Annotated in this window: 17 protein-coding genes and 3 pseudogenes; 14 read left to right on the forward strand and 6 right to left on the reverse strand. The window is 68.8% G+C overall.

Annotated features, from left to right (window positions below):
- The 4 genes and pseudogenes from JWP65_RS09530 to JWP65_RS09545 all read right to left on the reverse strand — a co-directional run.
- Positions 1-307, reverse strand: a pseudogene (locus tag JWP65_RS09530) (EamA/RhaT family transporter); the annotation flags it as partial.
- A 70-nt stretch (positions 308-377) separates the two neighbouring features.
- Positions 378-503, reverse strand: coding sequence for a hypothetical protein (locus JWP65_RS09535; protein WP_299763083.1), 126 nt, complete (start codon positions 501-503; stop codon positions 378-380).
- 1 nt (position 504) lies between these two features.
- A complete protein-coding gene (locus tag JWP65_RS09540) occupies positions 505-1,344 on the reverse strand; it encodes a cyclopropane-fatty-acyl-phospholipid synthase family protein (protein WP_299763085.1) in 840 nt (279 codons plus the stop codon).
- A 28-nt stretch (positions 1,345-1,372) separates the two neighbouring features.
- Positions 1,373-1,591, reverse strand: coding sequence for a hypothetical protein (locus tag JWP65_RS09545; protein ID WP_299763087.1), 219 nt, complete (start codon positions 1,589-1,591; stop codon positions 1,373-1,375).
- A 191-nt stretch (positions 1,592-1,782) separates the two neighbouring features.
- Between JWP65_RS09545 and JWP65_RS09550 the strand changes: the two genes are divergently transcribed.
- Both JWP65_RS09550 and JWP65_RS09555 read left to right on the forward strand, forming a co-directional pair.
- Positions 1,783-4,629, forward strand: a complete 2,847-nt coding sequence (locus tag JWP65_RS09550) for a PAS domain S-box protein (RefSeq protein ID WP_299763089.1) — start codon at positions 1,783-1,785, stop codon at positions 4,627-4,629.
- A gap of 31 nt (positions 4,630-4,660) precedes the next feature.
- Positions 4,661-6,460, forward strand: a complete 1,800-nt coding sequence (locus JWP65_RS09555) for an ABC transporter ATP-binding protein (RefSeq protein WP_299763091.1) — start codon at positions 4,661-4,663, stop codon at positions 6,458-6,460.
- On the opposite strand, the gene JWP65_RS09560 is transcribed toward JWP65_RS09555, so the two are convergent.
- Entirely contained in the window at positions 6,457-6,612 is a 156-nt protein-coding gene (locus tag JWP65_RS09560; RefSeq protein WP_299763093.1) for a hypothetical protein, read from the reverse strand. The two genes, JWP65_RS09555 and JWP65_RS09560, sit on opposite strands and share 4 nt — an antisense overlap.
- An 83-nt stretch (positions 6,613-6,695) precedes the next feature.
- Between JWP65_RS09560 and JWP65_RS09565 the strand changes: the two genes are divergently transcribed.
- The 7 genes from JWP65_RS09565 to JWP65_RS09595 all read left to right on the forward strand — a co-directional run bounded on the left by JWP65_RS09565 (position 6,696) and on the right by JWP65_RS09595 (position 13,447).
- Positions 6,696-7,622: an ABC transporter ATP-binding protein gene (locus JWP65_RS09565; protein WP_299763095.1), complete on the forward strand. Its 927-nt coding sequence runs from the start codon at positions 6,696-6,698 to the stop codon at positions 7,620-7,622.
- Positions 7,623-7,624: 2 nt separating this feature from the next.
- Positions 7,625-8,386 carry an ABC transporter permease gene (locus JWP65_RS09570; protein WP_299763097.1) on the forward strand — a complete coding sequence of 254 codons (762 nt, stop codon included), beginning with the start codon at positions 7,625-7,627 and terminating at the stop codon, positions 8,384-8,386.
- Positions 8,387-8,524: 138 nt separating this feature from the next.
- A complete protein-coding gene (locus tag JWP65_RS09575; protein ID WP_299763099.1) occupies positions 8,525-10,225 on the forward strand; it encodes an MFS transporter in 1,701 nt (566 codons plus the stop codon).
- Positions 10,226-10,423: 198 nt separating this feature from the next.
- Positions 10,424-11,254 (forward strand): TIGR02587 family membrane protein, encoded by an 831-nt coding sequence (locus JWP65_RS09580; RefSeq protein WP_299763101.1) that lies wholly within the window; start codon positions 10,424-10,426, stop codon positions 11,252-11,254.
- A 10-nt stretch (positions 11,255-11,264) separates the two neighbouring features.
- On the forward strand, positions 11,265-11,702 hold the full coding sequence (locus JWP65_RS09585) for a hypothetical protein (RefSeq protein WP_299763103.1): 438 nt from the start codon (positions 11,265-11,267) through the stop codon (positions 11,700-11,702).
- A 139-nt stretch (positions 11,703-11,841) separates the two neighbouring features.
- Complete coding sequence (locus tag JWP65_RS09590; protein WP_299763105.1) at positions 11,842-12,108, forward strand: hypothetical protein; 267 nt, start codon at positions 11,842-11,844, stop codon at positions 12,106-12,108.
- 187 nt (positions 12,109-12,295) lie between these two features.
- Positions 12,296-13,447 carry an aminotransferase class V-fold PLP-dependent enzyme gene (locus JWP65_RS09595; RefSeq protein ID WP_299763107.1) on the forward strand — a complete coding sequence of 384 codons (1,152 nt, stop codon included), beginning with the start codon at positions 12,296-12,298 and terminating at the stop codon, positions 13,445-13,447.
- A gap of 59 nt (positions 13,448-13,506) precedes the next feature.
- Here the strand turns inward: JWP65_RS09595 and JWP65_RS09600 are convergent, their stop codons facing one another.
- Positions 13,507-14,034, reverse strand: a complete 528-nt coding sequence (locus tag JWP65_RS09600; protein WP_299763108.1) for a hypothetical protein — start codon at positions 14,032-14,034, stop codon at positions 13,507-13,509.
- Positions 14,035-14,193: 159 nt separating this feature from the next.
- Between JWP65_RS09600 and JWP65_RS09610 the strand changes: the two are divergent.
- The 5 genes and pseudogenes from JWP65_RS09610 to JWP65_RS09630 form a co-directional block, all read left to right on the forward strand.
- A pseudogene (locus tag JWP65_RS09610) lies at positions 14,194-14,657 on the forward strand (SRPBCC family protein).
- On the forward strand, positions 14,641-15,000 hold the full coding sequence (locus tag JWP65_RS09615; RefSeq protein ID WP_299763114.1) for a helix-turn-helix transcriptional regulator: 360 nt from the start codon (positions 14,641-14,643) through the stop codon (positions 14,998-15,000). The pseudogene JWP65_RS09610 and the gene JWP65_RS09615 overlap by 17 nt, the downstream one beginning before the upstream one ends.
- A gap of 269 nt (positions 15,001-15,269) precedes the next feature.
- Positions 15,270-16,127 carry a restriction endonuclease gene (locus JWP65_RS09620; protein ID WP_299763116.1) on the forward strand — a complete coding sequence of 286 codons (858 nt, stop codon included), beginning with the start codon at positions 15,270-15,272 and terminating at the stop codon, positions 16,125-16,127.
- A 208-nt stretch (positions 16,128-16,335) separates the two neighbouring features.
- Complete coding sequence (locus JWP65_RS09625) at positions 16,336-16,728, forward strand: STAS/SEC14 domain-containing protein (protein ID WP_299763118.1); 393 nt, start codon at positions 16,336-16,338, stop codon at positions 16,726-16,728.
- A gap of 47 nt (positions 16,729-16,775) precedes the next feature.
- Positions 16,776-17,044: pseudogene (locus tag JWP65_RS09630) on the forward strand (IS256 family transposase); the annotation flags it as partial.
- Positions 17,045-17,054: the final 10 nt, after the last annotated feature.

Raw genomic sequence — 17,054 nt, forward strand, 5'->3', positions numbered from 1 at the left:
CGCAAGCCAGGCCCGAGCCGGCGGCGCCGCTGGTCCAGGTGCGGGCGCCGCCGAGCGCCGACGCCTTGCGCGGCAGCGACAGCAGCACGACGCCCGCGCTGGCCAGCGCGATCGCCAGCAGCGTCGCCCAGCCGGGCAGCTCGCCCAGGACCAGGGTGCCGAACAAGGCCACCTGCAGCGCGTCGGTCTTGCCGCAGGCGACGCCGACCACGAAGCTGCGCGGCTTCATCGCGGCCAGCAGGAAGGCCGTTGCGGCCAGCTGGCCCAGCGCGGCCACCATCAGCCAGCCCAAGTAGCCGGGCGCCAAAGCCCGGCATCGGCCCAACGGTGACCGGCCAGGCGTGCAGCAGCAGCACGGCGGCGGCGAACGCAATGCCCTACCGGAAGCGCACCAGGGTCGCGCCCAGCGTGCCGGCCTGCGCCACCAGCGAGCGCTGCGCCGCGTTGCCGGCCGGCTGCGCCAGCGCGCCCCACAGCACGATGGCGACCCACAGCCAGGTCATGTCAACCGGGGCAGCTGGCGCCGCTGGCGCGACGGAACTCGCCGCGCAACCCGGACAGGGCCCCACCGGCGCTGACCACATGGAGCGCGTCGCCGGCGGCATGCAGTTCGAGCGTGGCGTCGGCCTGCGGCGCGCTGCGCAGCTGGTCGCCGCGGATGCGGCCGGCGAGCTGGCGCAGCGTCGCGCCCCGGGCCAGCCGGGCCTCGAACTGCTGGTGGTGCTGCGCCACCTGCAGGCTGGCGCCGTTGCCGCACCACAGGCCGTCCACCCGCGCCGGCACCAGCCACAGGTGGACCTTGCTGGATTTCTCCAGGCCGACTTTCTTGTCCGGCACCGGCAGCAGCGTCGTCTCGTCCGGCTTCCAGTCGCCCATGTCCCAGTCGTGCGAGACGATGCGCGTGCCGGGCTTCAACGCCAGCAGCGCCGGGCGCAGCTGCAGGTTGAACTCGGGCAGCAGGTACATCGTGATGACCGTGGCCCCCGCCAGCTCGGTCTTGAACAGGTCCTGCTCCAGGAACCGGACCCGGCCGGCGACGCCGGCGTCGCGGGCGTGGCGATTGCTTTGCTGCACCAGTTGCGGGTCGATCTCCACCCCCAGCCCGCTGGCGCCGAAGCGGCTGGCGGCGAGGATGACGATACGGCCGTCGCCCGAGCCCAGGTCGATCACGTGGTCGGCACTGCCCACGCCGGCGATGCGCAGCATCTCCAGCGTGACGTTGTCGGGGGAGGTGATGAACGGAACCTCCTCCGCCAGCTGGGCGGAGGCCGGCGTGGCCAGCAGGCCGCCGGCGAGCGTCAGGGCCAGCGCGGAGAAAAGAGAAAGGCGGCGAAAGGCATGCATGGCGAAATCATGACACGCCCGCCCCGCCTCAACTGCCCTGGACGCGGATCTTGCCTTCCTTGACGTAGCGGTCGTACTCGTCGCGGGTGATGGCGGTGGAGATGGCATTGCCTTGGCCTTCTTCCCAACCGAGCGTCACGCTGTCGTCGGCCACGTCGATCGATACCGGGCCGTCGGGGATCGGCAGCAACACGCCGTCGCCGACGCGGAAACTGACCTCGCCCCGGATGGTGGCTTTCTGGCTCATAGCTGACCTCCTGCTTGCTGTGACTGACCGGAGTATTTCACGCGAAAGGCTCGACCGTGGATGTCAGCCAACCGCCCGTGTGGTGCCGCGGCGGCCGCCTGGTTTGCACGGACAATGCCGGGCATGCCGCCACTTCCGATCCACCACCCCCATCTGCCCCGGCCCACGCCCGCCCGCACGGTGCCGGCCCGATGCCCAAGGCGGGCGGCCTGAAGCGCGCAGCGTTCTCCGGCAACGAGCTGCTCGCGGGGGAGGGGCGGCTGCCGTGGCTCGTGGTCTCGTTCGCGGTGCTGACCGGCGCGCTGCTGGTGATCGCGCTGTGGGTGCTGCGCACCGAGGCGCTGCGGGCCGGCGAGACCCGTGCCGTGGCATTGTCGCAGGTGATCGCCGAGCAGACCTCGCGCACGCTGCAGTCGGTCGACACCCGGCTGCAGCTGGCCGAGGCCAGGCTCGACGCGCTGGCGATCACCGGCGGGCTGGACGAGCCGGCGGGGAGCCGGTTGCTGCAGGCCCAGCTGGTCGAGTTGCCGTTCATGGGCGCGATCTGGGTGCTGGACCCGCAAGGCCGCGTGGTGTTCGATTCCGCCAGCGCCAGCGTCGGCCTCGAGCTGGCGCACCGTGCGTACTTCCGGCACCACCGCGATGCGCCCGACGTCGACTTCCACGTCGGTCCGCCGATCCGCAGCCGCATCACGGGCCGCTGGCAGCTGACCGCCTCGCGGCCCTTGCGCACCGGCCCGGCCGGGCCCAAGGGCATCATCGTCGCGGCCATCGAGCCGCCGTACTTCGAGCAGCTGTGGGGCCGCGTCGATGCCGGCGGCACTGGCAGCGTGGCCCTGTACAACCGGCATGGCGTGCTGCTGCTGCGCAGTCCGGCCAACCCGTCCCTGCTGGGCCAGGACATGTCGGGCCTGCCCTTGTTCACCGATCACCTGCCTCGCGCGCCCGAAGGGCGCGTCCTCCTCAAGTCCGTGTACGACGCGGTCGACCGGGTGGGCGCCTACCGCGTCATTCCAGCGCACCCGCAGCTGGTCGTGGTGGTGGGCATCGGCCAGGTCGAAATGCTGGCACCGTGGCGGCGCTTCGCCTTGCTGTCCTCCGTGTTCTGGGGCGGCGCCATGCTGATCGCCATTGGCCTGGCGCTGCAGCTGCAACGCCAGGCCGGCATCCGCGCGGCCAGCGAACGGCGCTTTCGTGCGCTGGCCCAGGCCATGCCGCAGATCGTCTTCATCGCCAACCCGCGCGGGCTGGTGCAGTTCGTCAGCCAGCGCTGGGCCGAGGTCACCGGGGTGCCGGTGGAGCAGGCGATCGGCACCGGCTGGCAGGAGCGCCTGCACCCCGAGGACCGCGCCGGCGCGCTGGAGCACATCATCCGGGTGCTGGAAAGCGGGATGGAACTGCAGCTGGAAATGCGCTTGCGTCACAGCGACGGCAGTGACCGCTGGCAACTGCTGCGGGCCGTGCCGATCCGTGACGAAGCCGGTGCCATCACCGCCTGGTACGGCACGGCAACCGACATCGATGCCCTCAAGCAGGCCCAGGCGCGGCTGGTCAGCCAGGCGGAGTTCCTGCGCATGGCGGGCCGGCTGGCCCGCCTGGGTGGCTGGCGGCTGGACCTGGCCAGCCAACAGATCACGTGGTCGGAGGAAGCCGCGGCGATCGTGGAGCTGTCGCCCAGCGACGCTCCTTCCATGCAGCAGGTGCTGGCGATGTTCACTGGCGACTCGCTGGCCATCGCGCAGCGGGCCTTGCGCGAGAGCATGGAAACCGGCGTGCCGTTCGACATCGAGGTGGAGCTGGTCGCGGCCAGCGGCCGCCGGTTGTGGATCCGCTCGCTCGGGCAGCCGGTGCGCAACGCCGAGGGGCGCATCGTGGCGGTGCAGGGGGCCCAGCAGGACATCACCGCGCGGCTGCGGATGGTGGAGGAAATCCGGCAGCTGAACGTGAACCTGGAAGAGAAGGTGGCGCGGCGCACCCGCCAGCTCGCCCAGCAGGAGGCGCTGTTTCGCACGCTGGCGGAGCAAGCGCCGCTGCCGTTCTGGACCGTGGACGCGTCCGGCGCCGCCACCTTCTTCAGTCGCGCCTGGTACCAGCTGGTGGGCGGCACGCCGCCGCGCTGGCAAGGCTTTGCCTGGATGGAGCTGCTGCACCCGGACGACGTCGGCGAGGCCCGCGCGAACTGGGGGCGGGCCCGCGCCGGCGGCACCGTCTACGCGGGCACGCGCCGGCTGCGGGCGCGCGACGGCAGCTACCACAGCACCGTCTACCGGGCCGAGCCGATCCGCGACGCGCAAGGCGAGGTCGCCTTCTGGGTCGGCATCGACACCGACATCACGGACATCCTGCAAAGCAAGGCCGAGCTGCGGCTGGCCAACGAGCAGCTGGAAGCCTTCGCCTATTCGGTGTCGCACGATCTGCAGTCGCCGCTGCAGCGGGTGCTGTCGTTCGGCCGCCTGCTGCAGGAGGAGCTGGGCGTGCTGCCGTCCGGCCGCGCCCAGCACTACCTGGCGCGCATCATGGGCAACGCCGAGACGATGACGCACCTGATGGACGGCCTGCTGGCGCTGGCGCAGGTGTCCGAGGTGGACATCATCCGCGGCACCGTGAACCTCAGCGACATGGGCGCCGAGGTGCTGCAGCGGCTGCAGCAGGATCAGCCGCAGCGGCGGGTGCGCTGGAGCGTGCAGCCGGGGCTGGCGGTGCAGGGCGACGTGCGGCTGATGCGCTCGGTGCTGGAGAACCTGCTGGGCAACGCCTGGAAGTTCACTGGCCGCGTCGACCAGGCGCAGATCACCCTGGGCAGCTCGGCGCAGGCTGGCGAGTTCTTCGTGCGCGACAACGGCGCCGGCTTCGACATGGCCTATGCCGACCGCCTGTTCAGCACCTTCCAGCGGCTGCACGATGCCGAGGAGTTCCCCGGTACCGGCATCGGCCTGGCCACGGTGGCACGCGCCATCTCGCGCCAGGGCGGGCGGGTCTGGGCGCAGGCGGCGCCGGGCGAAGGCGCGACCTTCTACTTCACCTTGCCGACGGCCTGAAGCGGCGCCGCCGCCGTATCCTGCGCCAGCCATGTCCCTGCTCTGGAAATACCTCAAACCGCAGCGCCGGCTGCTCGCGCTGGCGCTGCTGCTGGCCGGCCTGTCCCAGGTGCTGGCGCTGGTCGACCCGATCATCTTCGGCTGGCTGGTGGACGACTACGCCAACCAGCGCGACGTCAAGAGCGACGCTGCGCTGGTGCAAGGCGCGCTGCGGCTGCTGGCGCTGGCCGTTGCGGTGGCCATCGCCTCGCGCGCCTGCAAGGCGATGCAGGACTACTTCACCCGGCTGCTGGTGCAGCGCTTCGGCACCCAGATCTTCAACGACGGCCTGCGCCAGACGCTGCGCCTGCGCTACCAGGAGTTCGAGGAACAAAGCAGCGGCGAGACGCTGTCGCTGCTGCTGCGGGTGCGGCGCGACACCGAGCGCTTCATCAACGCCTTCATCAACGTGCTGTATGCGTCGGTGATCGGGCTGGCCTTCCTGCTCTGGTATGCCGTCACCAAGAGCTGGCTGCTGGTGCCGGTGTTCCTGGTCGGCCTGCTGGTGCTGGGCGGCCTGTCCGGGCTGCTGAGCCGGCAGATCCGCTCGCAGCAGCGGGCGCTGAACCGCGAAACCACCCGCAACGCCGGCTTCATCACCGAGAGCCTGCGCAACGTGGCCCTGATCAAAAGCCTGGGGCTGACCTTCCGCGAGATCCGGCGGCTGGAAGCCCAGACCCAGAAGATCTTCGAGCTGGAGATGGCCAAGGTGCGGCGCATCCGCTGGCTGTCGTTCCTGCAAGGCACCACGCTCAGCGTGCTGAAGCTGTCGATCCTGTTCTCACTGCTGTGGCTGATCTTTCGGGACGTGCTGTCCACCGGCGAGCTGATCGCCATGCAGTTCATCTCGGTGGCCATCCTGGCGCCGCTGCAGGAGCTGGGCAGCGTCATCCTGGCCTGGCGCGAGGCCAGCTCCTCGCTGACCAACTTCGCCGAGCTGATGTCCAAGCCGGTCGACCAGCGGCCCAAGGACGCGGTGCACGTCGGGGCCATCGAGTCGCTGCGCTTCGAGCACGTGGTGTTCCGGCACCGCGGCGCCGAGGAGAACGCGCTGGACGACGTCAGCTTCGTCGCCCGCCGCGGCGACACGATCGCCTTCGTCGGGCCGTCCGGCTCGGGCAAGTCGACGCTGGTCAAGCTGCTGCTCGGGCTGTACCGGCCGGCCGCGGGCGAGGTGTTCTTCAACGACGTCAGCACCCGGCGCCTGCGCTACAACGAGGCGCGGCGGCAGGTCGGCTACGTGACGCAGGAAACCAGCCTGTTTGGCGGCACCGTGCGCGAGAACATGCTGTTCGTGCGGCCCGACGCCACCGACACGCAGATCCTGGCCGCGCTCGAGCATGCGCAGTGCAGCGCGTTGCTCGCGCGGCTGCCGCAGGGGCTGGACACGGTGATCGGCGAGGCCGGCACCCGGCTGTCCGGCGGCGAGCGCCAGCGGCTGTCGATCGCCCGGGCGCTGCTGCGGGAGCCGCGGCTGCTGATCTTTGACGAGGCGACGTCGGCGCTGGACTCGCTGACCGAGCAGCAGGTGACGGAGACGGTGCGCCGGATCTCGGGCGAGCGCACCCAGATCTCGCTGCTGATCGCCCACCGGCTGTCGACGGTGCTGCACGCGGACACGATCTACGTGCTGGAGCGCGGGCGCATCGTGGAGCAGGGCAGCCACGCCGAACTGGTCGCTGCCAAGGGCCTGTACTACGCCATGTGGCGGCAACAGGTGGGGGAGCGGCCGCCCGGGCCGGCGCCCGTTACGCCGCCGGACGACGCCGGCGACGAGGTCGAATCGGCTTAGCCGACCTTGTTCTTGAGCTTGCCGCGCACCGGGACCACGGTGGTGGTCGGCGGCATCGGGCGGTCGGAAGTGCTCGAGCCTTCCTTCGGGGGCGAATTGTCCTTCTTGGGCTTCTTCGCCATCTTGTTGCTGCGCTGTTCGCCTTTGGCCATGGGGTGCTCCTCGTTATGCCTGACTTTAACCGGTACGCCGCCTGCCGGCACGCACCAGCGTGATCGGGTATCGTCGCGCCCACATGCCCGAAGCCATCCTTTCCATCGCGGGCGTCTCCAAGCGCTACGCTTCCGGCCACCACGCCCTCAGGAACATCAGCCTGGAGATCCGGCGCGGCGAGATCTTCGCGCTGCTGGGCCCCAACGGCGCCGGCAAGACCACCCTGATCGGCATCGTCTGCGGCATCGTCAATGCCAGCGAAGGCCGTATCACCGTCGGCGGGCACGACATCGTGCGCGACTACCGCGCCGCCCGCGCCATGATCGGCCTGGTGCCGCAGGAGCTGACCACCGACGCCTTCGAGACGGTGTGGAAGGTCACGAGCTTCAGCCGCGGGCTGTTCGGCCTGCCGGCGAACCCCGCGCACATCGAAAAAGTGCTGCGCTCGCTGTCGCTGTGGGACAAGAAGGACGCCAGGATCCGCACGCTCTCGGGCGGCATGAAGCGCCGCCTGCTGATTGCCAAGGCGCTGGCGCACGAGCCACAGGTGCTGTTCCTGGACGAGCCGACCGCGGGCGTAGACGTGGAACTGCGGCGCGAGATGTGGGAGCTGGTGCGCGGTCTGCGCGCCACCGGCGTGACCGTCATCCTGACCACCCACTACATCGACGAGGCCGAGGAGATGGCCGACCGCATCGGCGTGATCAGCAAGGGCGAGATCATCCTGGTGGAAGACAAGGAGGAACTGATGCGCAAGCTGGGCAAGAAGCAGCTGACCCTGCAGCTGGCGCAGCCCCTGGCGCAATTGCCTGGCGCGCTGGCCGAATTCCCGCTGCAGCTGGCGGCCGGGGGCAGCGCGCTGACCTACACCTACGACGCCAGGGGCGAGCACTCGGGCATCACCGAGCTGCTGCAGGGGCTGGAGCGCGCCGGCATCGCCTTCAAGGACCTGCAGACCCAGCAAAGCTCGCTGGAAGACATCTTCATCAGCCTGGTGCGGGAACAGTGACCATGAACCTGCATGCCATCCGCGCCATCTACCTGTTCGAGATGGGCCGCACCTTGCGCACGCTGCTGCAAAGCATCGTCTCGCCGGTGGTTTCCACCGCGCTGTACTTCGTGGTGTTCGGCTCCGCCATCGGCTCGCGCATCCCCGAGGTTGGCGGCGTCAGCTACGGCGCCTTCATCGTGCCCGGGCTGGTGATGCTGTCGCTGCTGACGCAGAGCGTCTCCAACGCCTCGTTCGGCATCTACTTTCCCAAGTTCACCGGCACCATCTACGAGCTGCTGTCGGCGCCGGTGTCGCCGCTGGAGGTGGTGATCAGCTATGTCGGCGCGGCCGCCACCAAGTCGATCTTCCTGGGCATCGTGATCATGCTGACGGCGGCGCTGTTCGTGCCGATGAAGATCCTGCATCCGGGCTGGATGCTGGTGTTCCTGGTGCTGACGGCCGTGACCTTCAGCCTGCTGGGATTCATCATCGGCATCTGGGCCGACGGCTTCGAGAAGCTGCAGTTCATCCCGACGCTGATCATCACGCCGCTGACCTTCCTGGGCGGCAGCTTCTATTCGATCGACATGCTGCCGCCGATCTGGCAGAAGATCAGCCTGTTCAACCCGGTGGTCTACCTGGTGAGCGGCTTTCGCTGGAGCTTCTACGGCATCTCGGACGTCGGCGTCGGCACCAGCCTGGTGATGACGCTGGTGTTCATGGCGGCCTGCCTGGCGGCGATCACCTGGATCTTTCGCACCGGCTACCGGCTCAAAAGCTAGAGCCAGCTGACGCGGCCCTGACGCGAGGCGCCGCTTCTAAGGGATTTCCCCAGCCGAGTCGGGGCCCTGGCGCGGCCAAACGTCAGCCTGGAGTCAGACGCAGTTCCAAGACTGTTGCTTCTCACAAGAGGAGACATCATGGCAACTGCTTCGACGGTGGACAACGTGGGGCCAGGGCCCGTCACGACCTTGCGCGGTGACGAAAAGAAGGTGATCTTCGCCTCGTCGCTGGGCACCGTGTTCGAGTGGTACGACTTCTACCTGTACGGGTCGCTCGCCGCGATCATCGCCAGGCAGTTCTTCTCGGGGCTGGATCCGACCTCCGCCTACATCTTCGCGCTGCTGGCGTTCGCGGCCGGCTTCCTGGTGCGGCCGTTCGGCGCCATCGTGTTCGGCCGGCTCGGCGACATGATCGGTCGCAAGTACACCTTCCTGGTCACCATCCTGATCATGGGTGCGTCCACTTTCATCGTCGGCCTGCTTCCCAGCTACGCCACGATCGGCATCGCCGCGCCGGTGATCCTGATCGCGCTGCGCATGCTGCAGGGCCTGGCGCTGGGCGGCGAGTACGGCGGCGCCGCCACCTACGTGGCCGAGCACGCGCCGCACGGCAAGCGCGGCGCCTACACCTCCTGGATCCAGACCACGGCAACGCTGGGACTGTTCCTGTCGCTGCTGGTCATCCTGGGCGTGCGCAACTGGCTGGGCGAAAAGGACTTCGGCGACTGGGGCTGGCGCATCCCCTTCCTGCTGTCGATCGTGCTGCTGGGCGTGTCGGTGTACATCCGCCTGTCGATGAACGAGTCGCCTGCCTTCCAGAAAATGAAGGCCGAGGGCAAGACCTCCAAGGCGCCGCTGACGGAATCGTTCGGCAAGTGGCCCAACCTGAAGATCGTGATCCTGGCGTTGCTCGGGCTGACCGCCGGCCAGGCCGTGGTCTGGTACACCGGGCAGTTCTACGCGCTGTTCTTCCTGACCACGATCGCCAAGGTGGACATCACCACGGCCAACCTGCTGATTGCCGCCTCGTTGCTGATCGGCACGCCGTTCTTCATCGTCTTCGGCGTGCTGTCGGACAAGATCGGCCGCAAGCCGATCATCATGGCCGGCTGCCTGCTGGCCGCGCTGACCTACTTCACGGTGTTCCCGCTGCTGCTGAAGTACGCCAACCCGGCGCTGGTGCAGGCGCAGGAGGCCAACAAGGTGACCGTCACGGCCGACCAGAAAGAGTGCTCGTTCCAGGGCAGCCCGATCGCGCGCGACATCGATTTCCGCACCAGCTGCGACATTGCCAAGCGGGCGCTCACCCAGGCCTACATTCCGTACGAGAACAAGGCCGGCCCGGCCGGCCAGCCAGCCACCATCACGCTGGGCGACAAGGTGCTGACGGCGCCCACCGCCACGCTCAACGACAAGCGTGACGCGTTCGCGCCGGAGAGCGCCAAGTCGATCGGCGAGTTCCGCAAGGGGCTGACCGACACCGCCAAGGCGGAGGGGCTGACAGCTGCGGCCGACACCACGAAGATGAACACGACGATGGTGCTGGTGATCCTGGTGTACCTGGTGATCCTGGTGACCATGGTGTACGGCCCGATCGCGGCCATGCTGGTCGAACTGTTCCCGACCCGGATCCGCTACACCTCGATGAGCCTGCCTTACCACATCGGCAACGGCTGGTTCGGCGGCCTGCTGCCGACCACCGCGTTCGCCATGGTGGCCGCCACCGGCGACATCTTCTACGGCCTGTGGTACCCCGTGGTCGTCGCGGCCGCCACCTTCGTGATCGGCATGATCTTCATCCGCGAGACCAAGGACGTGGACATCTACGCCAACGACTGATTCGCAACCCGAAGATCCGAAGGGCCCGCCCCGCGCGGGCCCTTTGCATTTGCATTGGCGACGCGAACCGATCGCAAGAAGCCGAGCAGGCCGCAGTCGTCCCGGTGCCGGCCTGCGCACGCACGCCCCACGCTTGCCCGTCGGTCCAGCTCCGCGAGGGGCCCCCGTCGAGCCCCAGTGCTGCTATCGTTGCCGCGGATGAGAAGCGCCGCCCGCGAGAGCAACGCCATGTTCGCCCGCGGACTGGCCCGGGCGTTCGCGGGCGCCGTGATCTTCGGGCTGCCGCTGATGATGACGATGGAAATGTGGTGGCTCGGCTTCCACATGGAGCCGGCGCGGCTGGCGTTGCTGCTGGCGGTGTTTCTGCCGTTCCTGGTGCTGCTGTCCTGGCATTCCGGCTTCGAGCCGACCTTCAGCTGGCGCGACGACGTGGTCGATGCGCTGGTGGCGTTCGCCGTCGGCATCGTCGCCAGCCTGGTGATCCTGTCGGCCTGCGGCCTGCTGGCGCGCGACATGGCGTGGCGCGAGATCGTCGGCAAGGTCTCGCTGCAGGCGCTGCCGGCCAGCATCGGCGCGCTGCTGGCGCAGACGCAGCTGGGCGAGCGCGACGAGGCGAAGTCGCCGCGCGGCGGCGCCGAGGCCTATGCCAGCGAGCTGTTCATCATGGCCGTGGGCGCGCTGTTCCTGGCCTTCAACCTGGCGCCGACCGACGAAATGATGGTGATCGCGCTGCAATGCACCGAGTGGCAGGCGATCGTGTTGATGCTGCTGGCGCTGGCCGCGATGCACGCCTTCGTCTACGCGCTGGCGTTCCGCGGCAGCCACGACAAGCCGCGCGACGCTTCGGCCTGGAGCATCTTCCTGCGCTTCACGGTGACCGGCTACGCGCTGGTGCTGCTGCTGTGCGCCTGGATGCTGTGGTCGTTCGGGCGCTTTGACGGCCTGTCGCTGCTGCACGCCATCAAGGCGGTGGCGGTGCTGGCCTTTCCCGCCGCCATCGGCGCCGCCGCGGCGCGGCTGATTCTCTGAAGAAGGCGACATGGGACGCACGCAACAGGCCAGGGACCACGACGACGCTGCGGCGCCCGGGCCCGGTCAGCAAGGGCCGCCGCCGTTCTGGGAGTGGATGGTGGCGGGCCTCGGGCTGCTGCTGGTGCTGGCCTGCCTGGGCTACCTCGTCGTGCAGGCGCTGGCCGGCCCGCCGACGCCGCCCGACCCGAAGATCGACGTCGTCGCGGTGCATGCGCAGGGCGGCCGCTTCCTGGTGGAACTGCGGGTCACCAACAGCGGCCGGGCCACGGCGGAAGCCTTGAAGATCGGCGGCGACCTCAAGCAGGGCGACACGGTGCTGGAACACAGTGAAACGGAGTTCCAGTTCCTGCCGGGCGAATCGTCGCGGCAAGCCGGCCTGTTCTTCGTGCGCGACCCGCGCCGGTTCACGCTGGAGCTGCAGGCGGTGAGCTACCAGGCGCCCTGAGCGGCGCGTTGTCGATTTCGCTGGCGCCCGTTCGTCGTGCGAATGGGCGCGGGTTGCAGTCCGCGCCCGTCACCCCAACCAACGGAGGGCCCCATGCCCATGCTCGCCAGCTATCTTCAACGGCAACTGCGCCGAGGCGATGCGCTGCTACCACCAGGCGCTGGGCGGCGAGCTGCAGCCCATGCTGTCGCATGGCGACTCGCCGGAACCGGGGGCCTGCACGCCGGGCGGCAAGAGCCGGATCATGCATGCCCGCCTGGTGCTGGACGGACGGATGCTGATGGCCTGCGATGTGCCGTCGGACGACCAGGGCGCGATGCGCGGCTTCGCGGTGGCGCTCAACTCCCCCAGGGCGAACGAGGCCCGGCGCGCCTTCGATTGCGCTGGCCGCCGGCGGCTCTTGTGAGCATGCCCATGGGCAAGGCTTTCTGGACCGAAGCTTTCGGCATGGTGACGGACCGCCTAGGCGCGCCCTGGAGGGTGGGCGGCGGTCCGCAGGCGCAGCAGGCGCAACGGTGAGCTGAAATGCGGCGGCCGGCAGGGCCTTGAAGCGGGTGCTAAGCTTCCCTTTCCTCCTTGTACGAAGAGACGCCATGCCCGGATTGCTGCCCACTGTCGACCCCGAAGGCCTGCTCGAATTCTCCGTGGTCTACACCGACCGCGCGTTGAACCACATGTCGCAGAGCTTCCAGGGCGTGATGACGGACATCTCGTCCATTCTCAAGGAGGTCTACAACGCCCGCTCGGCCGTGCTGGTGCCGGGCAGCGGCACCTTCGGCATGGAAGCGGTGGCGCGCCAGTTCGCCGGCGGCAAGGACGTGCTGGTGATCCGCAATGGCTGGTTCAGCTACCGCTGGACCCAGATCTTCGACATGGGCGCGATCCCGGCGTCGTCCACCGTGCTGAAGGCGCGCAAGGTGGGCAGCGGCGCGACGGCGCCCTGGACGCCGGCGCCGCTCGCCGAAGTGACGGCCGCCATCCGCGACAAGAAGCCGGCGGTGGTGTTCGCCCCGCACGTGGAAACGGCCTCGGGGATGCTGCTGCCGGACGACTACCTGCGGGCGGTGGGCGACGCCGTGCATGCGGTGGGCGGCCTGTTCGTGCTGGACTGCATCGCCTCCGGCGCGGTCTGGGTCGACATGCAGGCCACCGGCGTCGACGTGCTGATCTCGGCCCCGCAAAAAGGCTGGAGCAGCTCACCCTGCTGCGCCATGGTGATGCTCAGCGAGCGCGCCCGCGCCGCCATCGACGGCACCACCAGCAGCAGCTTCGCCTGCGATCTCAAGAAGTGGCTGCAGGTGATGGAAGCCTACGAAGGCGGCGCCCACATGTACCACGCCACCATGCCGACCGATGCGCTGACGCGCCTGCGCGCCACCATGGTGGAGACCAAGGCTTACGGCTTCGCCAAGGTGCGGGCCGAGCAGGAAGATCTCGGCCGCAAGGTGCGCGCGCTGTTCGAGAGCCGCGGGCTGGCCAGCGTCGCCGCCGACGGCTTCAAGGCGCCGGGCGTGGTGGTCAGCTACACCACCGACCCCGGCATCCAGTCGGGCAAGAAATTCCTCGACGAAGGCCTGCAGACGGCCGCCGGCGTGCCTTTGCAGTGCGACGAAGGTCCCGACTTCAAGACCTTCCGGGTCGGTCTGTTCGGCCTGGAAAAGTGGCACAACGTCGAGCGCACTGTGGGCCAGCTGAAGGCGGCGCTGGACCAGATCGGCCTGGTTGCGCCGGCGAAGGTGGCCTGAGGCGGAAAAGCCCTCTCGCGGCCGCGGACGGCGGTGCGAGTTGGTGCCGGGCTGCGCGCCTACCGCGATTGAGCGACGACGCGGCCCCGGGCGACCGCGGTGGTCCCCGCGAGCAGGAAGAAATCGGTGCCCGGCACCAGCTGCGCGAGCGCGCCCGCCGGGTGCAGGAACTCGATCGGCGCCAGCTGCGAGGTTTCCGAATCCAGCACCTGCGCCAGCGGTTCGGCCAGCCGTGCCGTGAAGCCGCGGCGGCCGACGATGACGGTGCAGGTGTGCGTGGCCGGGTCGAGCGCCGCCAGCATGCCGGCCGACTCCGTGGTCGGCTCGAGCCGGACCTGCAGATGCGGCGAGAACACGCTGGCGTCGGCGAACTCGGTCGCCGGCGGCGCGCGCCGCGGGATCTTGCGCACCAGAAAGCCGATCAGGTTGCCCACCGCCGGCAGCCACAACACCAGCAGCAAGGTGCCCACGTCGCGCAGCGTGGACGGGTTGTCGGCGAAGTGGCGGATGAAGCCGCCCGACACCGCCAGCGCGAGCATGGCGGCCATGGCGAGCTGGCGCCGGGTGGGGGTGACGGTGTAGGCCATGCGGGGGATTGTGCAGTGCGGGAAACGGCAGTGAAATGGTTGCATGTTTTTGGCCTGGCGCGCACAGTCGACACGCAACCATCCGGTTGCACCATGCAGGGTGTGCAGCTTTGCTGGGCACCATCCCCGCCGACCTCACCGAAGGAGAGCCGAATGTCCATGACCGCAGTCAGCGACTCGATCGAGCGCAGCACCCTGATCGCCGCGCCGCGCCACCGCGTCTGGCAGGCCATCCCGAGCGCGCAAGAGTTCGGCCGCTGGTTCGGCGCCGACCTGGAAGGCCAGGCGTTGTGCCGGGCCAGCGAACCCGGGGCCGGATCAACAGCAAGGGCTTCGAGCCGGTGCTGTTCGGCGTGACCATCGAGCGCCTGGAGCCCGAGCACACGCAGGCCTGGCGTTGGCATCCGTATGCCGTCGATCTCCAGGTCGACTACAGCCAGGAGGAATGCACCCTGGTGCTCTGGACGCTGGAGGACTCGCCCGACGCAGGCACCCTGGTGAAGGCGGTCGAATCGGGCTTCGGTAAAGTGCCGCCGGAGCGGTGGATGGAAGCTTTCCGCATGAACAGCCGCGGCTGGGACGGGCAGCTGGAGAACGTCCGCAAGCATGTCACCGCGCAGTAAGGCGGCCGTGCCCGCCGCTGCCGCGTTGCCCGGTCCGGCGTTGGCCAACGTCTTCTTTGCGCTGGGCGACGCGACGCGGCTGGGCCTGCTGGCCGTGCTGTGCGCCGGCGGCTTCTACTCGATCGCGCAGCTGACGGCGAACACCGACCTGACCCGGCAGGCCGTGACCAAGCATCTGCGGGTGCTGGCGGACGCGGGCCTGGTCAAGGACCTGCGCATCGGCCGGGAGCGCCTCTGGCAGTTCGACCCGACGCAGGTGGAGGAGGCGCGCCGCTCGCTGGAAGTCATCGGGCAGCAGTGGGAGACGGCGCTGAGGAAATTGAAGGCAATCGTGCAGGGGTGAGAGGTACGAAAAATTGGGGCCGATCGTCCCCAGACTGGATCTTCATGCGTCATCGGGTCGGCGCCCACCGGATCCGCGGCGCGCGTGAGGTGCGCAGATCCTTTGGGGCTTGCCTGCGGAGGTCGACACGGCCGCAGGGCACGGGACGCGTCATTCCCGCGCAGCCGGTAATGCAGGGCTTCCCTCGCCGTGCGCTTCGAAACCAAGTGCGCATGGACGGTCCGCGGCGTCGAGGCTACGATGGCTCCCAAAGAACAGGGGAGACGGCAATGGCCAGAAGGAAGCGCACCAGCGGTGCCGAAGACGTCATGGATCTCGTGGCCAGGATGCCGTGGTGGGCGGGGATTGCGCTGGCGGGGGCGAGCTACCTGTTGTTCCACTGGCTGGCGACCCGACCGCAATCAGTCATCACGAGTTCGCGCGTGCTTGCGGGCAACTTCCAATGGATCATGGTCTCGAGCGTCTCGCTGGTGCTCCAGTACGTCGCGCCAGCGCTGTGCCTGGTTGGCGCCTTCATGTCCTTGGTCAGGCGCAGCAAGCGCGAGGCGCTCGCAGCCAATGTCACGGGATCCTCCAGCGCGCATTCGCTCGACGGCATGTCCTGGCGCGAATTCGAGATGCTGGTCGGCGAGGCGTTCCGCCTGCAGGGATACGAGGTCCGCGAGCGGGGCGGTGCCCAGCCGGACGGCGGTGTCGATCTCGTGCTTCGCAAGGGCAACGAGACCTTCCTCGTGCAATGCAAGCAGTGGAAGGCGTTCAAGGTCGGCGTGGATGTCGTGCGCGAGCTGTACGGCGTGATGGCCGCCGAAGGCGCGGCGGGCGGTTTCGTCGTGACCTCCGGGCGCTTCACCGATGACGCCGTGGCGTTCGCCAGCGGCAGGAACGTGCGGTTGGTGGACGGGAGCAAGCTGTTCGGCTTGTTGAAACAAGCCGGTGCCGCGAGGGCCGACCGCGCGCCCGGCAGCAGTCAGCCCGCGCGCAGCGCCACACCTGTCGCGCCCGCAGCCGCAGTGTCGTGTCCGAAGTGCAGTGCGCCCATGGTCAAGCGCACTGCCAGGAAAGGGACCCAGGCCGGAGCCGAGTTCTGGGGATGTTCCACGTTTCCCGCGTGCCGGGGGACGCGATGAATCCCGAGCGGGACGGGGGATCCTGCCTGGCGGGCCTGATCGATGCGGACAACGGACAAGCCTGAGGGTCTGGTGATCCCGTCTCGTCGCTCGGCGCCCTTCAGACGCTGGCTCGAGTGCCCGGCGGTACCGCAGAACTCCCCCCATCCAATTGGCGGGGTGCACCGAAACGGCGCCGGGGTACGCCGCGTGGAGGTAGCATTGACGCATGAGAGACGAGCGTATCTGGGTGGAGCCCGTCGGCTCCGTGATCGTGGCGCGGATCCGCGGTCACGTGACCGCGGAGCTGTTGAGGGAGTGCGAAGACCGTGTACTCGAGCTTGCTCGTGAGACGCAGCATGTAAGGGTGCTCTATGACGGCCTGGAATTGGAGGCGCCGGAGATGGAGGTGGTGCTTTTTCAGCAACAGCTAGAGATAGCCAAGAGGGCGCATCTGCGTTCCGCATCGCTGCGTACCGCTCTCCTTGTACCGAACACGCGCATCGCGTACCTTGCGCGAATTGCCTTCGGGCATGCGGGCGAGTCCAACTACCGGGTCTTCTACAACGACCTTGGCGCTGCGCTGAAGTGGTTGGAAGACCCCGGATCTGCGCCTCAGTAGTCCAGTCGCGGGTGTGTACCTGCCAGCGGTGTGGCAGCAACTAGACGATGCGACTGGCTGGCTGGCCCGATCCTGAATTTTGTGCGACGGAACTGATTGACCAGTTCGTTACCGGCCCCATGGCCGGCGAGGCGGTCAACGCTGCGTCCATGGCTTTCAAGAAGGCCTTGATCGCGGGCGATGGGCGCCGAGCTGGGGCACCATCCGGGCTGCCCAGCCGGCGCGGCCAAGCCCGATGCGGCAGGCAACCAGCGCAACGGCACGACCGGAAAAAACGGTGCTTCCTGGCGAGGGCCGGTTGCGGGTGGAGATCCCCAGCGCCCGCG

The sequence above is a fragment of the Ramlibacter sp. genome, assembly GCF_028292805.1.
Classification (GTDB): domain Bacteria; phylum Pseudomonadota; class Gammaproteobacteria; order Burkholderiales; family Burkholderiaceae_C; genus Ramlibacter.

Excerpts from the sequence above, each read along its gene's own strand:
- JWP65_RS09535 (WP_299763083.1), bottom strand. The coding sequence starts at position 503 with ATGACCTGGCTGTGGGTCGCCATCGTGCTGTGGGGCGCGCTGGCGCAG.
- JWP65_RS09540 (WP_299763085.1), bottom strand. The coding sequence starts at position 1,344 with ATGCATGCCTTTCGCCGCCTTTCTCTTTTCTCCGCGCTGGCCCTGACG.
- JWP65_RS09545 (WP_299763087.1), bottom strand. The coding sequence starts at position 1,591 with ATGAGCCAGAAAGCCACCATCCGGGGCGAGGTCAGTTTCCGCGTCGGC.
- JWP65_RS09550 (WP_299763089.1), top strand. The coding sequence starts at position 1,783 with ATGCCCAAGGCGGGCGGCCTGAAGCGCGCAGCGTTCTCCGGCAACGAG.
- JWP65_RS09555 (WP_299763091.1), top strand. The coding sequence starts at position 4,661 with ATGTCCCTGCTCTGGAAATACCTCAAACCGCAGCGCCGGCTGCTCGCG.
- JWP65_RS09560 (WP_299763093.1), bottom strand. The coding sequence starts at position 6,612 with ATGGCCAAAGGCGAACAGCGCAGCAACAAGATGGCGAAGAAGCCCAAG.
- JWP65_RS09565 (WP_299763095.1), top strand. The coding sequence starts at position 6,696 with ATGCCCGAAGCCATCCTTTCCATCGCGGGCGTCTCCAAGCGCTACGCT.
- JWP65_RS09570 (WP_299763097.1), top strand. The coding sequence starts at position 7,625 with ATGAACCTGCATGCCATCCGCGCCATCTACCTGTTCGAGATGGGCCGC.
- JWP65_RS09575 (WP_299763099.1), top strand. The coding sequence starts at position 8,525 with ATGGCAACTGCTTCGACGGTGGACAACGTGGGGCCAGGGCCCGTCACG.
- JWP65_RS09580 (WP_299763101.1), top strand. The coding sequence starts at position 10,424 with ATGAGAAGCGCCGCCCGCGAGAGCAACGCCATGTTCGCCCGCGGACTG.
- JWP65_RS09585 (WP_299763103.1), top strand. The coding sequence starts at position 11,265 with ATGGGACGCACGCAACAGGCCAGGGACCACGACGACGCTGCGGCGCCC.
- JWP65_RS09590 (WP_299763105.1), top strand. The coding sequence starts at position 11,842 with ATGCGCTGCTACCACCAGGCGCTGGGCGGCGAGCTGCAGCCCATGCTG.
- JWP65_RS09595 (WP_299763107.1), top strand. The coding sequence starts at position 12,296 with ATGCCCGGATTGCTGCCCACTGTCGACCCCGAAGGCCTGCTCGAATTC.
- JWP65_RS09600 (WP_299763108.1), bottom strand. The coding sequence starts at position 14,034 with ATGGCCTACACCGTCACCCCCACCCGGCGCCAGCTCGCCATGGCCGCC.
- JWP65_RS09615 (WP_299763114.1), top strand. The coding sequence starts at position 14,641 with ATGTCACCGCGCAGTAAGGCGGCCGTGCCCGCCGCTGCCGCGTTGCCC.
- JWP65_RS09620 (WP_299763116.1), top strand. The coding sequence starts at position 15,270 with ATGGCCAGAAGGAAGCGCACCAGCGGTGCCGAAGACGTCATGGATCTC.
- JWP65_RS09625 (WP_299763118.1), top strand. The coding sequence starts at position 16,336 with ATGAGAGACGAGCGTATCTGGGTGGAGCCCGTCGGCTCCGTGATCGTG.